14 protein-coding genes are annotated in these 16,711 nt (G+C 34.5%); 9 read left to right on the top strand and 5 right to left on the bottom strand.

The window, feature by feature from the left end; all coding sequences use genetic code 11:
* Positions 1-49 precede the first annotated feature (49 nt).
* Both IPN31_07965 and IPN31_07960 read right to left on the bottom strand, forming a co-directional pair.
* On the bottom strand, positions 50-1,447 hold the full coding sequence (locus IPN31_07965) for an MBL fold metallo-hydrolase (GenBank protein ID MBK8681824.1): 1,398 nt from the start codon (positions 1,445-1,447) through the stop codon (positions 50-52).
* Positions 1,444-2,196 carry a 1-acyl-sn-glycerol-3-phosphate acyltransferase gene (locus tag IPN31_07960; protein ID MBK8681823.1) on the bottom strand — a complete coding sequence of 251 codons (753 nt, stop codon included), beginning with the start codon at positions 2,194-2,196 and terminating at the stop codon, positions 1,444-1,446. Before IPN31_07960 ends, IPN31_07965 begins: the two co-directional genes overlap by 4 nt.
* Before the next feature lie 103 nt (positions 2,197-2,299).
* Between IPN31_07960 and IPN31_07955 the strand changes: the two genes are divergently transcribed.
* Together IPN31_07955 and IPN31_07950 are read left to right on the top strand one after the other, a co-directional pair.
* On the top strand, positions 2,300-3,670 hold the full coding sequence (locus IPN31_07955; GenBank protein MBK8681822.1) for a 3'-5' exoribonuclease: 1,371 nt from the start codon (positions 2,300-2,302) through the stop codon (positions 3,668-3,670).
* Positions 3,671-3,760: 90 nt separating this feature from the next.
* On the top strand, positions 3,761-5,206 hold the full coding sequence (locus IPN31_07950) for a leucyl aminopeptidase (protein ID MBK8681821.1): 1,446 nt from the start codon (positions 3,761-3,763) through the stop codon (positions 5,204-5,206).
* Positions 5,207-5,669: 463 nt separating this feature from the next.
* On the opposite strand, the gene udk is transcribed toward IPN31_07950, so the two are convergent.
* Positions 5,670-6,293, bottom strand: a complete 624-nt coding sequence (gene udk / locus IPN31_07945) for a uridine kinase (protein MBK8681820.1) — start codon at positions 6,291-6,293, stop codon at positions 5,670-5,672.
* 1 nt (position 6,294) lies between these two features.
* Positions 6,295-7,353 carry an alkane 1-monooxygenase gene (locus IPN31_07940; protein MBK8681819.1) on the bottom strand — a complete coding sequence of 353 codons (1,059 nt, stop codon included), beginning with the start codon at positions 7,351-7,353 and terminating at the stop codon, positions 6,295-6,297.
* 93 nt (positions 7,354-7,446) lie between these two features.
* On the opposite strand from IPN31_07940, the gene IPN31_07935 reads away from it, so the two are divergent.
* The 6 genes from IPN31_07935 to IPN31_07910 all read left to right on the top strand — a co-directional run bounded on the left by IPN31_07935 (position 7,447) and on the right by IPN31_07910 (position 14,418).
* A complete protein-coding gene (locus tag IPN31_07935) occupies positions 7,447-8,082 on the top strand; it encodes a thioredoxin family protein (protein ID MBK8681818.1) in 636 nt (211 codons plus the stop codon).
* Positions 8,060-8,791, top strand: coding sequence for a rhomboid family intramembrane serine protease (locus IPN31_07930; protein ID MBK8681817.1), 732 nt, complete (start codon positions 8,060-8,062; stop codon positions 8,789-8,791). Before IPN31_07935 ends, IPN31_07930 begins: the two co-directional genes overlap by 23 nt.
* Positions 8,781-9,461 (top strand): tRNA (5-methylaminomethyl-2-thiouridine)(34)-methyltransferase MnmD, encoded by a 681-nt coding sequence (gene mnmD / locus IPN31_07925; protein ID MBK8681816.1) that lies wholly within the window; start codon positions 8,781-8,783, stop codon positions 9,459-9,461. The genes IPN31_07930 and mnmD overlap by 11 nt, the downstream gene beginning before the upstream one ends.
* A complete protein-coding gene (locus IPN31_07920) occupies positions 9,454-10,491 on the top strand; it encodes an FAD-binding oxidoreductase (GenBank protein ID MBK8681815.1) in 1,038 nt (345 codons plus the stop codon). Before mnmD ends, IPN31_07920 begins: the two co-directional genes overlap by 8 nt.
* An 83-nt stretch (positions 10,492-10,574) precedes the next feature.
* The gene (locus IPN31_07915; protein ID MBK8681814.1) at positions 10,575-11,465 is read left to right on the top strand and encodes a T9SS type A sorting domain-containing protein; all 891 of its coding nucleotides are present in this window, start codon (positions 10,575-10,577) and stop codon (positions 11,463-11,465) included.
* Positions 11,466-12,006: 541 nt separating this feature from the next.
* On the top strand, positions 12,007-14,418 hold the full coding sequence (locus IPN31_07910) for a M1 family metallopeptidase (protein ID MBK8681813.1): 2,412 nt from the start codon (positions 12,007-12,009) through the stop codon (positions 14,416-14,418).
* Positions 14,419-14,507: 89 nt separating this feature from the next.
* Here IPN31_07910 and accC read toward each other — a convergent pair whose 3' ends face one another.
* Positions 14,508-16,001, bottom strand: a complete 1,494-nt coding sequence (gene accC / locus IPN31_07905) for an acetyl-CoA carboxylase biotin carboxylase subunit (GenBank protein ID MBK8681812.1) — start codon at positions 15,999-16,001, stop codon at positions 14,508-14,510.
* Between the two features lie 50 nt (positions 16,002-16,051).
* On the opposite strand from accC, the gene IPN31_07900 reads away from it, so the two are divergent.
* Positions 16,052-16,711, top strand: coding sequence for an ABC transporter permease (locus IPN31_07900; protein ID MBK8681811.1), 660 nt, complete (start codon positions 16,052-16,054; stop codon positions 16,709-16,711).

Here is a 16,711-nt window from a genome sequence, read left to right as displayed (position 1 = left end):
GTTATATTATCACTGATTTTTTTTACCCGAAAATCGAAACCTCCAACCCTCACAACTCAACAATATCTCCCAACACTGGAATGTGAACATCCATATATTTTTCATTGAGCAGATGTTCTCTGAAACCTGTTAGAGCATCTTCATTGCCGTGCACTAAAAATATTTTGCGCAATTTATTTTTATCCATCGAACGCAGATAGTAAATCATTTCTTTATAATCACCATGCGCACTGAAACTTTCCATTCTTTCTATTCTCGCATTCACATGCAATTCTTTACCAAATAATTTTATTTTTTTTGCGCCACGCATCAGCAATCCTCCGGGTGTATTTTCAGCAGCATAACCCACTAACATAATTGTATTTTCCGCATGTTCAATTGCGTTAAACACATGATGCTTCACTCTGCCCGCATGTATCATTCCCGATGCACTTATTACGACACATCCTTTTTTAGTATTTATACTTTTTGATTCTTCTACTGACTTTACAAATTTTAAATTTTTAAAGGTGAATGGATTGGGATCACTCATCATATAATTCAATAATTCCTTATCATAACATTCCGGATGTTGACGATAAATTGATGTTGCACTAATTGCTAAAGGCGAATCCACATAAACAGGAACATCAGGTAACTTACCTTGCTGTTGCAGCATATCCATATTATATAAAATTTCCTGTGTACGACCGACACTAAATGCAGGAATTATCACCTTCCCTTTTCGCTCAATACATGTCTCATGAATTATTTTTATCAAGTCATTTTTTTCCTGTTCTTTAGGCTTATGCAATCTATTGCCATAAGTAGATTCACAAATCAAATAATCACATGGAAGCATTGGATCCGGATCACGTAAAATAGGACGATCAGGTCTGCCGATATCCGCTGTAAATCCAACATAAATATCTTTCATACCCTGTTGACGAATACGCATATTCACACTTGCACTTCCAAGAATATGTCCGCTATCTTTAAACATCACATCCACATCAGGATGCACTCCAAACCAGGAATTATATTCCACTGTGCGAAATAATTCCATACACCTTTGTACATCTTCGGCATCATAAAGTGGCTCACCAAATTCATGATCTTCACTATATTTTCTGTTCGTGAATTCACTTTCTCTTTTTTGAATATGCGCACTATCCAATAATAAAATTGCAGTGAGATCTCTGCTTGCAGATGTACTATAAATTTTACTTTCAAAACCATCTTTCACCAACTTCGGCAATCTGCCACTGTGATCAATATGCGCATGTGATAGAACAACACAACCAATTTCTTTTGGATTAAATAAAAATGTTTCATTAAAATTTTCAAACTCTTTTTCATTGCCCTGATAAATTCCGCAATCGAGTAATATTTTAAATCCATCACTTAATGTAATCAGATGTGCACTTCCTGTAACGGTACCTGCAGCACCACAAAATTTTATATTCATAGTATATTATTTTTCTTTTTTAATGCGATATATGTTTCCTCCATCATAGTGCATACGTCTTCTTTTAATTTTGGAATATCTGCATCCGTTAATCCTGCAACTTCAACCACAGGCAGATAATATATTTCGCAAATACCCGGCTTCATATAAGGCTTTTTATTGGGCAATAAATTATCAGTATTCAAAAATAAAATTGGCAACAATGGTGTTTGCGTTTGAACAGCCATATTAAATGCGCCATCTTTAAATGGGATAAAATTTTTATCCTCTGTTTTGTTGCGAGTACCTTCCGGAAAAATAAATATATGCGCTCCCGATTCAATGGTTTGTTGCATTTGTTGCATGGTTTCTAATCTGCTTGCTTTATTGCTTCTGTCAACAATTATAGAAGTGCGTTTCATAATAGGTCCTAATACAGGCACTTTCAACAACTCTTTTTTTGCAATAGGTTTCACTCTCCCCCACACTGTTGCTGCTGCCACCGGTGCATCCAGATTACTCCGATGATTTGCAATTAAAATATAAGTGCGTTTTTTATCTACTTTCTTCCAATCATGAAAGCGATAAAATATTCCCGTAGTAAATGAAAACCCATACGCCACTACTTTGCATAAAAAAATTAAAGGGCCTAAAGATTTATTGCCAAGTATGAGTGGGAAAACAAGAAAAAACGGCAGTGTAATTAATAACATCAGTGCAAACATCAATGCACACCAGCCGGAATAAATCATTTGTAATACACGTATCAAATCAAAATTCTTTTGCCGTGCAAGTTATGTGTAAAATACTAAATGGTAAAATGCAATAACTCACAAAAGAATTATAATTTTATTGCTGGCAGAAATTAAAAACATGTACGCAATAGTTGATATAGAAACTACAGGGTCAAGAGCTGATCTCAATGGCATCACTGAGATTGCAGTGATTGTGCATGACGGCAATACGATTGTAGATACTTTTCAATCACTTATTAACCCGGAATTATTTATTCCTGATTTTATCACACAGCTTACAGGCATCACAAACGAAATGGTGGAAACAGCGCCTACATTTTCTGAAATTGCAGAAGAGCTATATCATTTACTGCACGATAAAATTTTTGTAGCACATAATGTAGGATTTGATTATGCATTTTTAAAAGCAGCATTTGAATCAGAAGGTTATTATTTCAATTTAAAAAAACTATGTACTGTTCGTCTCAGCAAAAAAATATTTCCCGGATATAAAAGTTACAGCTTGGGTAAGATATGCGATGCGTTACATATTGATATTGAAAACAGACATCGTGCAATGGGTGATGCAAATGCAACTGCTATTTTGTTTTCAATGGTGTTGAAAAATGATAAAGAGAATTTTGTTGCCACTGCATTAAAGCGCAATTCGAAAGAACAACACTTACCGCCGAATCTTCCTAAAGAAACATTAGAAGCATTGCCTGCGCAGCCGGGAGTATATTATTTTTTAGATGGCGACAATAATATTATTTATGTAGGCAAAGCAAAAAATATCAAGAGCAGAGTGTTCAATCATTTTACTTATGCGGATAAACATGGAAAAGAAAATGCATTGCGATTGGAAACACATCATATCACTTACGAACTCACCGGCAATGAACTAATAGCATTGCTTTTGGAAAGTGAAGAAATAAAACGACGCACACCAAAATTTAATGAAGCACAAAAATTATGGAGTCATAATTATTGTATTTTCAAATACACAGATCAGTTGGGTTATGATCATCTTGCCATTGAAAAATATAATCGCAAAAAAGAAGTGTTGCGCATTTTCAGCAACTACCTCGATGCCCGTGCTTTTCTTATTGAACAAATAAAAGAATATACGCTTTGCCCGAAATTGTGCCATATTCAAACAGTAAATAATGCATGTTATAATTATCCAAATGGCGATTGTTATGGTGCATGTGTACAAAAGGAATCTGCCACCTTTTATAATGCGAGAATAACAGCGATGATTGAAGATTGGGAAGCAGAATCTGCTACTTATTATTTAATTGGCAATGGCAGAAACAACAATGAAAGCAGTGTGGTATATGTAGAGAAAGGACATTATCTCGGCTTTGGTTTTTTTGATTCTTCATTGGGACAAACACCTGCTGAAGTAATTCATGACTGTATTAAATGGCGGCTCGACACACCTGATGTGCAACGCATTCTGGCGCAATATCTTCAACAATTTCCCGGCAATCGTGTTTCTGTATTATAATCTCAATTAATTGTGATCTCCTTGTTATTCTCACATCATTAGTCAACAAACAGTTAATACGTATTTTTGCAAACTCTTATTAAATAATAAATGAATTTTAAATTTATACAATCATCTGAAACTAATGCGGATCACACAGTAGTTTTAGTGCGTACTCAGGACGATATTTCTAATCCGCTTTTACAGCCATTTGCACAGGTAATTTCTAAAAAATTAGAGAATAAAGAAACCGATGCTTTAGTGTTTTATACTGGCTCAACTACAATATATGTGGTGATGATAAAGCAGGATGATAAGATGAAAAATTTTGAAATAAAAGAAGCATGCAGACAAGCAGGTGGAAAATTATTTCGATTAAATGCAAAAGAGAAATCAGAATCTCTGCTAATAACACAAAACAATAACTCTTACAACACAGAAGAGATATTTGCCATTATGGAAGGATTTTGCTTAGCGCAATATCAATTCAATAAATATAAAAAAGATGCAAAAACACTATCGCTGACAACAGTGCAATTAAATGCAAATAATATTTCACAATCAGATTTGGATGCATTCACCAATGTTATAGATGCTGTTACACTTGCTAAAAATATTATTAATGAACCTGTGATTTCTTTCAACTCTGTTGACCTCGGAAATTTGGTTATTGAAAAATCAAAACAATTTGGTTTTAATGCAGAGGTGTTACAAAAACAACAAATAGAATCATTGAAAATGGGTGGCTTGTTGGGAGTAAATTTTGGCAGTACAATTCCTCCAACATTTAGTGTGCTTACTTATAAACCTGTGAATGCAATAAATGAAAAACCATTTATTCTTGTTGGCAAAGGTGTAACTTATGATACAGGTGGATATAGTTTGAAACCCTCAAATTATATGGGTACAATGAAAAGTGATATGAGTGGAGCTGCTGCGGTTTTAGGAACAATCACTGCTATTGCATCGAATAAATTACCTGTATATGTAATTGGATTAATGCCATCAACAGATAACAGAATTGGCAACAATGCATTAGTGCCAGATGATATTATTATTATGGGTGATGGCACATCGGTAGAAGTACAAAATACAGATGCGGAAGGAAGACTAATTCTCGCCGATGCATTGCATTATGCAAAACAATTTGATCCTGAATTAGTAATTGATCTTGCTACATTAACAGGTGCTGCTTCAGCAATTACAGGTTCTTATGGCGCTGCTTTAATGGGTACTGACTTTACTTATAGAAGCAAATTAATAGAAAGTGGATTGCAAACATTTGAACGTGTTTCTGAAATTCCTTTTTGGACTGAGTTCAGTGAATTATTAAAAAGCGATGTTGCTGATTTAAAAAATATTGGCGGTCCAGTTGGTGGCGCTTCTACTGCAGGTAAATTTTTAGAACATTTCACTGATTATCCTTGGTTGCATTTAGATATTGCAGGTACTGCATTTCTAAAAGAAGAAAATGGTTATCGTCAAAGAGGTGGTGTTGGTTTTGGAATTCGTTTGCTCTATCATTTTTTATCGGGAGTTATTGCGAGGATGAAATGATTAGCCGATTTGCTAATGAAAAAATATTACACCGAGGTTAGCAGAGTTTTCACGGAGGTTCACGGAGATGTTATTCTGTCCTAGGTCTCTTCATGGTTGGCATCCCCGCCAACCTAATTCATGAGGAAATATTTTTTTACTACATAGATTTTTTTAGAATTAGCAGATGTGTTGATTAGCCGATTAGCTATTGAAAAAATATTATACAGAGTTTAGCAGAGTTTTCACGGAGGTTCACGGAGATCGGTTAGCATTCTTATTTTTTTAAAAAAATAGCCACGAATGCACGAATTAAAAATCGAATGCACGAATAGATTTTTTTTATTCGTGCATTCGTGTTATATAAATATTCGTGCATTCGTGGCTGCATTTCTTTTTTTCCATGGTTGGCGGCCAACCTTTTTTCAATTGCTTTGCGTCCTTTGCGTTTTTTTCTTAGCGTTCTTTGCGGTTAAGTTTTTTCTCACCCGTCATCACCTAATAATTTTTTTATTGCTTGTGTTGCGAGCTGAATAGCTTCTGCATTTTTTCCTCCACCGGTGATAATAATGTCGGCGTAAATTTTTGATGGTTCTATAAATGCAATATGCATGGGTTGAACTGTTTTTGTAAAGCGTTCATTTACCTGTTGCAGATTACGTCCTCTGTCTTGCATATCTCTTTTTACAATGCGTTGAAACCTAGATTCTAAATCTGCATCCATAAATATTTTTAAAGCAAATAAATTACGCATATTCTCTTGAGTAAAAATCAAGATTCCATCCACCAAAATAACAGGTGCAGGTTCCACAATAATTACTTCTTCCTTTCTGCTGCAAGTAAGCATAGAATACACAGGCTGATGAATAGTATTTCCATTCTGCAATTCAATAATATGTTGTTGCAACAATAGCCAATCAATTGCATCGGGATGATCATAATTTTTTAATTTTCTTTCGCTCTCAAGAATGTTTGTGTTTGCATTATAATATGCATCTTGCGGAATTACTGCAACACCATGAGTTTTAAAAACAGTACTGATATTTTTTACAAGCGTACTTTTACCTGCGCCTGTTCCACCGGCAATTCCAATGATTACAGGTTGCAATTTAATTATTGATTTGATGTTGCACTGTACTTAATTGTCTTACTCGTTTATTCATCACCCGAAACCATAATGGAGGCAGCAAGGAAAGCACCACCATAGCAGGATAACCAGCAGGTAATTGTGGAGCCTGTTCTAAATGTCGCAATACCTGATATTTTCTGCTTGCTAAATAATGATGATCGCTATGTCGTGTAAGTTCATAAAGCACCATACGTCCGATATAATGATTGCTATTCCATGAATGCCAGGGCATAACACGTTCATATAAATCATCACCTTTTAATTTGCGGCGCAATCCATAATGTTCTATATAATTTATTGTTTCCAATAATAATATTCCAACAAATGCAGCAGCAATAAAAAGCAACATAACTTTTAAACCGAAGTATGCACCAATAACAATTATCAGCATTGCTTCCACCAACATAAAAATCAACATTTGATTGTGATAGGAAATAAATTTTTGTCCTTTCATATCCAATATTCGCATTTGAATATCCCATGCAGAGAAAAAAGAAAATATTAAAGTGCGGAAATAAAAGGTATAAACCGGTTCATTATATTTTGCAGAAGAAGGATCTTTTTCTGTGCCTACATTTTTATGATGACCATGATTATGTTCAATAAAAAAATGCATGTATAAAGAGGACATCAATAATAACTTTGCAATTAATCTTTCTGCTTCATTTTTGCGATGACCTAATTCATGACCAACATTAATTCCAATAACACCACAACATAATCCCATTGCAAACACCATCCCTGTTAATTCCCACCAAAGCAGACTACTATCCGAAACACGAAATAAAAAATATATCAGCGTTCCATATACCAATGGCATATTAAAATACAACATCCAATCAAAGACCTTATCTTTTTTTGCTAACTCCTCTTCAGCAGCACTTAAATTTTTTTCATCTTGGGGTAACAATAATTCCAGCAAGGGCAAAAACATAAAACTATAGAACAAAGCGAGGAATGAGAATATCCCTCCCGCATAAATACTTATAAAAGAAGTAAGCGGAATTGAGTATGGTAATATATACTTGAAATATCTCATGCGACCAAAGTTACATAGCTCTGTGACGAAAGTCAATAATAAGAATGAACCTTCGCAATACTTTTACACTTTATAAAATCAAAGAAATACAACATGTTATTAAAAACAAATCAGGTTATTGATATTGATACGCTGAATACTTACAGCTACAGCGAATATATGGAGTTGATACGCTCACTTGCTGCCAATGAAGGATCTACCGGAACGCAAGGTGAAACTGAAATATATTATACAAAAATGAATGCCCAACGCATGGAACGGGTAAATAAAACCTGGACTGTTATACCTGAAGTAGTGGCATTATCAGAAAAATATTCTCCTCAGGTTCGCATATTAGCAATTGTGGAATCATGGTGTGCGGATGCTGCTCCAAATACCGCAACGATAGCATTATTAGCTGAGCAATTACATATTGATATGGACATTATTCTGCGTGATGAAAATCCTGAAATCATGGATATGTTTCTCACTAACGGCACTCGCAGTATTCCTAAATTTATTTTTATTGATTCAGAAACTCATTTGCCTCTTGCAAGCTGGGGACCACGACAAAAACCTGCTGCTGATTTAGTGAAAACAGCAAGAGAAAATGGTGTGGATGGTGAAGTATGGAAAGCAGATTTGCAGAAATGGTACAATCAGGATAAAGGTGTTACTTTGCAAAAAGAAATAGTAGAATTACTATTTCAAATTGCAGAAAAAAAGCATGTTCAACTTTCGAAAAATTAATGCAGCACAATACCGTGAACCGCTAAGTAAAGCGGAAGAAAATCAACTGCTCTATACCAGCATATTCATGCCGATTGTTTTTGTTGCATTAATGTGGCTGGTGAAAATTTTTGAAGTATTAACCGGAATAAGTTTGGCTTCATGGGGTGTGTTTCCACTTACCGTAAAAGGATTGCGTGGCATTTTATTTTCGCCGTTAATTCATGGCGATTGGAATCATCTTATTTCTAACTCAGTACCATTTATTATTCTCGGTTTTTTAATGTTGTTTACTTATCGCAAGGTGGCGTTCAAAGCATTTGTTTTTATTTATCTTGCCTCCGGATTTATGTTATGGCTTACAGGTCGCCCCTCCTATCATATCGGTGCAAGTAATCTGGTATATGGCTTTGCATTTTTTTTATTTTTTAGCGGTGTATTCAGAAAAGATATTCAGTCAATAGCTCTTTCACTTCTTATTGTGTTTTTATATGGCGGTATTGTTTGGGGTCTATTACCACTCGACTGGCATATATCCTGGGAAGGACATTTAATGGGTGGCATATCAGGTGCATTCATCGCATTTATTTATCGCAATGTAGATCTTCCGCCAAAAATAGAATTGGAAGATGAGGATGATGATGACGAAGATGATTTTACCGAGCAGGATTATTTGCGTGTTGTATATGAATTAAAAGAAGAAAACCGCAATAAAGAAAATGAATCCTGAATTGCGAATAACTGCCGATGGTTCGCATACATTATATCTAAAAGACTTAGACGAAAACTATCATTCACTGCATGGTGCAATCACCGAATCGCTTCATGTTTTTATTCATGCAGGATTACAACAATTTCTGAATACAAAAAGCACAATTCATATTCTTGAAATAGGATTTGGAACAGGATTAAATGCGTTATTGAGTTGTTTATTTGCAGAAGAAAATACATTGCAAATTAATTATACTACACTTGAACCATCTCCACTTGATATTACACTTATTCAAACTCTAAATTATTCACAACAACTAAGGAATGATGCGAGTGAAAATTTGTTCCATGCAATGCATTCTGCGCCTTTTGAAAAAGAAATAACAATTACAGAAAATTTTATTTTAATTAAACAGCAAATAACGCTGGAATCATTTCAATCAACAAATCATTATGATCTTGTTTACTTCGATGCATTTGGTCCAAGAGTGCAACCGGAAATTTGGAGCTTAAATAATTTTCAAAAACTATTTCATCTCATGAAACCTAATGGCATTTTGGTAACCTATTGCGCTAAAGGCGAAGTGAGAAGAACAATGCAAGCAGCGGGATTTATTGTAGAACGATTATCCGGACCACCAGGAAAAAGAGAAATGCTGCGGGCTTTAATAACTACACATCATGATTGATTTTTTGGTAGTAGGTTTTGGAATAGCAGGTGCCACAATTGCGCATGAATTAGAAAAAAGAAATCTCAGCTTTCATATAGTTGATTCCAGTAAAATTCAAAGTGCTACTTTATCCGCAGGCGGAATTATAAATCCGGTTACAGGAAGAAAATATGCATTGCAATGGAATATTGAACAACTGTTGCAACAAGCAAAAACAACGTATAAAGAGTTAGAAGAAAAATTACAAATACAAACTTTTAGAAATACAGAAATAATTCGTTTACATAAAAGTGCAGATGCATTGCAAGCATGGAAATCTATAAAACAAGATTTAGCGATGAATGATTGGCTTTCAGAATTTAATGCTTCGGATAATTTAGGATTTCATTTTAGAAATAATTTTGGGGGAATAAAAATTAAAAATGCATTACAAATATTTCCGCAACAAATTATTTCTGCTTACAGCAAATTATTACTACTTAACAACAAAATTTTACAAGTAGAATTGCAACATGAAGATTTGCAATTAAAAGAAAACAAAATTCATTGGAATAACATGGATTACAGATATATTATTTTCTGTGAAGGATATGCGGCAATTAAAAATCCGTTGCTGCAATTTTTACAATTTAAACCGGCGAAGGGCCAATACTTTATTTTGCATATCCCGGAATTACAAACAGAAAATACATTTCAAAAAGAAATAGCGGTTGTTCCACTTGGCAAAGAATTATTTTGGGCAGGCGCAACAAATGAATGGGATAACATAAATAATGAGCCAACAGAAACAGGATTTAATCAACTAAAAAATAAGTTAGATGAATTACTAATTACACCCTACACTATTCAGCAACATGCAGCCGGAGTGCGCCCTACAATGAAAAACCGTACACCCGTTATTGGCAGACATCCCGAACATAACAATGTTTTTTTATTAAATGGATTAGGCACAAAAGGATTTTCATTGGCACCGTATTATGCACCACTTTTAATAGCGCATATTTTAAATGATGCAGCACTTCCGGAAAATGTAATTCCTAAAAAATAAATAGTGATCTTTAGATAAATTGCAATATGTAATTTCAATAATATTAAAATGCAAATTAATTATTTAGAATAAATATTGATACTATGAAAACTCTGAGTGTAAAAATAATGCAGTATTCACTTTTGTCTGGAGCTTTTATCGCTGGAAAACCGGATGCAGATGCACAAGTAATATATGTAGATGTGGAACCCGATCAGGTAATGGACGAACCATGGGAATTTTTTGGAATTGATTTGAACGACAACGATAATTATGATTTCGTTTTTGCCAATGTTACATTTCAGGATGTATTCACTTTTTGGAATAGTAATGTATTTCTATATCGTGCCGAGGCAGGTGCTTTTGACAATGACCAAAATGCAATAGCTGCAAGCACAGTTTATTGGGGATATTATGGTGGATATACTTGGTTTTATCCGTTAGCATTTCAAGAAGGAGATACCATTAATAACAACCTTCAATTTGAAGAAGCCAATAATCAAAGGATGGCAGAGTACAGATATTTTTATACGTTTTTATTAAATCATACAGGGCGAGGAAATTGGTTTCCGGAGTTAACCAACCACTTTCTCGGTATCCGTGTGGTTGGCACTGATGATAGCCTGCATTACGGTTGGGTACGGTGTAGCGTTTTAGACTCTGCAAACACTCTTATTGTGCATGATTATGCTTTTGAAACTCAGCCCAATCATCCTATAATAGCTGGAAGTACGGAAAGCTATGTTCAAATAAATAATCCAAATACTATCCAAGCTATTATATATAGTTTTAATAATACAGTTTACATAAAGATGGAAGAATTACAATTTTTACAAATTTCAATAACAGATTTGTTAGGTAAGGTTTGCTATGAAAGTGAAGCAGAAATAAATCAGCTAGCTATACCTCTTACTTTACCTACTGGATTATATGTAATTCAATTGCAAAGTGAAAAAGGTGTGTATCAAAAAAAAATCTGGCTTACTGGCAAATAATATAAAAAGACTTTATAGTTTCCTAAAATAATGAAGTTGTAAAATTTAATAAATATTCAGTTACGAGAAAACAATTTTCTGAAAAGTTGGTGATTGTGGATGGTGAGTAGTGAATAGTAATAAGTAATCAGTATTTAATGATGAGATATTAGTATCACATCCTTCACAGAGTTCCCTTCGAAAAGTATCGTTATAAATTCAGTTCAGAGAGTCGGGTAACTCTGTGATAACATGCAATTAATTGTATTGGAATCACCCCTCTCTTCCAAAGAGAGGGGCAGGGGTGAGTTGGAAGTGCCACAGTATTTAATGATGAGAAATTAGTATCACATCTCTCACAGAGTTCCCTTCGAAATGTATCGTTATAAATTCAGTTCAGAGAGTCGGGTAACTCTCTGTGATAACATGCAATTATTATTTTATTTTTCAGCAAGCTTTTCATTTCAGATTTGTGCTCAAATACATCCACAATATTTCGGTAAAGGAGACATCCACCAATGGAATAAAATAGCTCTTCACTATATTTACGAAAAACAGAATTATGCGGAAATATATTTTAATACTTTTTCTATTCCCAATACTTGCATATACACAAACTGTCTCCTATATATCTGATCCGGATGGTAGAATTCGTAATCATAATGTAGATTTTACACATCTGCTTTTAGAATTAACTATTGATGCTAATCAGGGTAGTGTTGCAGGTGTTGCACATTATACTTTCACTCCGAAACAGCAATTGGTGGATTCCGTTTTTTTGGATGCTCCCGGTATTTTAATTAACGCAATTACATTGGATGAAAAAGCAACACGATTTAAAAAAGATAGTGCAGGTGTTACAGTATTTTTTAATCCGGCTTTGCAATGGGAAACAGAACATACTCTGCAAATAGATTACACCGCAACTCCAAAAAAAGGTTTATACTTTATCGGTTGGAATGTTACGCAAACTGCAAATGCAAATGATCCAGATAGAATACGCAATCAAATTTGGTCGCAGGGACAGGGAACAGATAATCGTTTTTGGATTCCGGGTTATGATGATGTGGACGATAAATTAGTTTCAGAATTGATAGTAACCTTCGATAAAAATTATACTGTTATTTCAAACGGTAAATTAATTTCAGAAACAAACAACAGGGATAACAAAACAACAACATGGCATTATGCAATGAGCGAACCACATGCATTTTATCTCATTCAATTATCTGTTGGTGAATATGATCATAAAGATTATATTGCAAAAAGCGGTGTGGTAACAAAACAATATTATTATCCCGGAAAAGAAAATACCATTGAATCTACTTACGGTTATTCTGATGAGTTAATGGATTGGATGGAAAATGAAATTGGTGTACCCTACCCCTGGGGTTCTTATACAAATGTACCGGTGCAGGAATTTTTATATGGTGCAATGGAAAATACTTCTGCCACAATATTTACTGACTATTACATGCAGGATGAACATGCTGCAGCAGATAGAAATTATTATTCAACTAATGCACATGAACTTGCACATCAATGGTTTGGTGATTACATAACTGAATGGAATCCCACACACCATTGGTTGCACGAAAGTTTTGCAACACACTATGCTAAAAAATTTATGCAATATAAATTCGGTGAAGATTTTTATCAGTGGAAACGCAGGGATGAAATGATGTCGGCATTTGGTGCAGATGCAAATGATGAATTACCGATAGCGCATTCCAAAGCGGGTAGCTCACGACATTATCCTAAAGGCAGTTTGGTTTTAGATATGTTGCGTTATGTGGTTGGTGATGCACAATATCGAAAAGTAATTACTGCATATCTTGAAGAACATAAATTACAAAATGTAAGTACGTACGATTTATATATTCAATTTGTAGAAACATTGGGAATGAATCTCGATTGGTTTTTTGATGAATGGATTTATAAAGGCGGTTATCCCGAATATACAGTGAGTTATACAGGTGGTTCTGCGAATACTGAAATAACAGTTTTACAAACTCAAAAACAAACTGAAACTGTTGGCTTATTTAAAATGCCCATCATCATGCAAGTGCATTATACCGATGGCAGTTTCGATGAAAAGAAAGTGTGGGTGGAAGAAGAAAAAACAATAGTTGAAATTCCTAATTCCTATAATAAAGAATTAGCTTTTGTTTTATTCGATCCCAATAGTCAGGTATATGCCGCTGTAAGTTTTAGAAAGGAATATAAAGAGTTGGTTTACCAGGCTTTTAATGCACCTAATATGATGGATAGATTTGATGCTTTAACGGATATGCGCAATATTCCAATTGAAACTAAACGCAATGATCTTGTTGCGCTATACAATATTGAAAGTTGGTATGGTATAAAATCAGAAATACTATTTCAACTGGCAAATGATGAAGATAAAAGTGTAGTAGCAATATTCAAATCTGCACTTAACGATAGCGATGTAATGGTGCGACGTGCTGCAATTGGCAACACAAATGTTTATAATAAAAAACTGCAAAAAGAGTATGAAAAACTATTGCAGGATTTTAATTATTTCAATACCGAGATTGCATTGCGTACTCTATGTAAATTAAATCCGGATAAAACAAATCATTACTTAGAACTTACCAAAGATGCAATGGGGGTTAATAAAAATATTCGTATTGCATGGATTGAAATGCATGGTAAAGATGCTTCACAAAAAATGTTGGATGAATTAGTAAATTACGCCGGACCGGGTTATGAATTTCGCACACGCAATTATGCATTCAATGCAATAGTTGCTTTAAATTATTGCGATGAAAATTTGGTAAAGAATTTATTCAACGGAGTTGTATCTTTTAATTACAGATTAGCATCACCCAGCCGAAATGTGCTGAAAAATTACAGACAGCAAAGTGCATTCATTGAAATAATTAATAAAGTATATCAAGAAACCAACTGGACTGAATATGAATTGAAAAGAATTGGTAATCTGATGGAATAAGAAAATGATGAGTAATCAGTGATGAGTATTTTTCATTGTCAACTGTCCATTGTCAACTGTCCATTGTCAACTGTCAATTTATAAAGTTTTTATCTCCGCACTCTATTCGTTTTCCATTTGCTTTTACCGGCATCCTTTTGTTGAATTGCAGAGCCAACAATTTGTTTTGTATTGCGCAGAACTTGTGTACCAACAATGGCAGCAATTTTCATTTCATCTGCATCATTATTTAGTAATACATCCGGAGTAAAATAATTTTCAATAAATCGTGTATCAAAATTTCCGGAGAGAAAAGCAGGATGTCGCATTACAAATTTTCCGAAAGGCAAAGTAGTTTTTACACCGGTAATTTTATATTCATCAATTGCACGAATCATACGTTCACATGCTAAGTCACGGGTTTCTGCATGCACAATTAATTTTGATAATAAGGGATCATAATAAATAGGAATATCCATGCCTTCTTCATAACCATCATCCACACGAACACCTGCACCTTGTGGTCGGCGATAAGTTATTAATTTCCCAATATCAGGTAAGAAATTATTTGCAGGATCTTCAGCAGTTACACGCAACTCAATTGCATGTCCATGAATTTTTAAATCTTCTTGTTTAAAATGCAAAGCTTCACCATTGGCAATGCGAATTTGTTCACGCACTAAATCCAAACCGGTAATAAATTCTGTAACAGGATGTTCCACTTGCAAACGAGTATTCATCTCCAGAAAAAAATAATTCAGTTTTTCATCCACTAAAAATTCTACTGTTCCTGCTCCCACATAATTACATGCCTTCGCAACTTTTACAGCACTCTCTCCCATTGCCTTTCGCATTGCCTCATCCACAACTTTACTCGGTGCTTCTTCCACGAGTTTTTGATGTCGCCGTTGAATAGAACATTCTCTTTCAAACAAATAAATAATATTGCCATGTCTGTCACCAAGAATTTGCACTTCAATATGTCGTGGAGAAGTAACATACTTTTCAATAAAAACAGAACTATCGCCAAAAGCATTTTGCGCTTCACTCATTGCACGATGCATTTGCTCATCTAATTCCTCTTCAGAATTTACAACACGCATTCCCTTTCCACCACCACCGGCAGATGCTTTTATTAATACAGGATAGCCTGCTTTTGCTGCAATTTTTTTTGCTTCTTCCAAATCTGCAATTGCATGATCCGTTCCCGGCACCATCGGAATATCAAATTTTTTAGCAGCTTGTTTTGCAGCAATTTTACTTCCCATCATTTCAATACTCTCTGCATCCGGACCAATAAAAATTAAACCTGCCTCTTTTACCTTTCGAGAGAAATCTGCATTCTCACTTAAAAAACCATATCCGGGATGAATAGCATCAGCACCACACTCTTTTGCAATTGCAATTATTTTATCGCCTTTTAAATACGATTGATTAGAAGGAGCCGGCCCCAATAAATACGCTTCATCGGCATACCGAACATGCATAGCTGTGCGGTCAGCTTCTGAATAGACAGCTACTGTTTTAATCTGCATTTCTTTTGCGCTGCGCATTACACGTATTGCAATTTCTCCTCTGTTGGCAATTAAAATTTTCTGAATCATAGTTTACAAAAGTAAGTATCTGTAAACTATTCATAAACTAACTTCGCAGCATGCAATTCTGGAGTAACACATGGTGGCTTGTAAAAAAAGATTTGGTGTTAGAGTGGAGAAACAAATACACCTTCAGTGGTATATTATTGTATCTGCTCAGTATCATTCTCATTATTTTTTTCACGTTTGAAGAAGTAAAAGGTCCGGTGTGGATTGTATTATTTTGGATAGTTATTTTATTTACTGCAGTGAATGCAATTGCAAAAAGTTTTTTACAGGAAAGTAGCGGCAGACAATTATATATGTACACTTTAGTTTCTGCGCAATCCATTATTTTATCAAAAATTATTTACAACATTTTAGTAATGTTGATTCTCACAGCAATCGCATTATTATTTTATAGTATGAGTGCAGGTTATCCTGTTGTAGATAATACATCATTCTATTTAGCATTACTTACAGGCTCCATTGCGTTTGCATCCGTTTTTTCGATGATATCCGCCATAGCATCCAAAGCAAACAACAGTGGTACTTTAATGGCGGTGCTGGCGTTTCCTATATTAATACCGGTTATAAAAATTTTAATACGCATTTCATTGGAATCACTTTCTGCAAGTTCCTTACAAACAAATGCACAAGACTTGTTATATCTTTTCGCATTAAATATCTTAATCATCACATTGGCAATGATTTTATTTCCTTACCTTTGGCGTGATTAA

This window comes from Bacteroidota bacterium, from assembly GCA_016715425.1.
In the GTDB taxonomy this organism is placed as follows: domain Bacteria; phylum Bacteroidota; class Bacteroidia; order Chitinophagales; family BACL12; genus JADKAC01.
The sequence above is the reverse complement of the archived record's forward strand: the minus strand, read 5'-3'. Positions and strand labels throughout refer to the sequence as shown.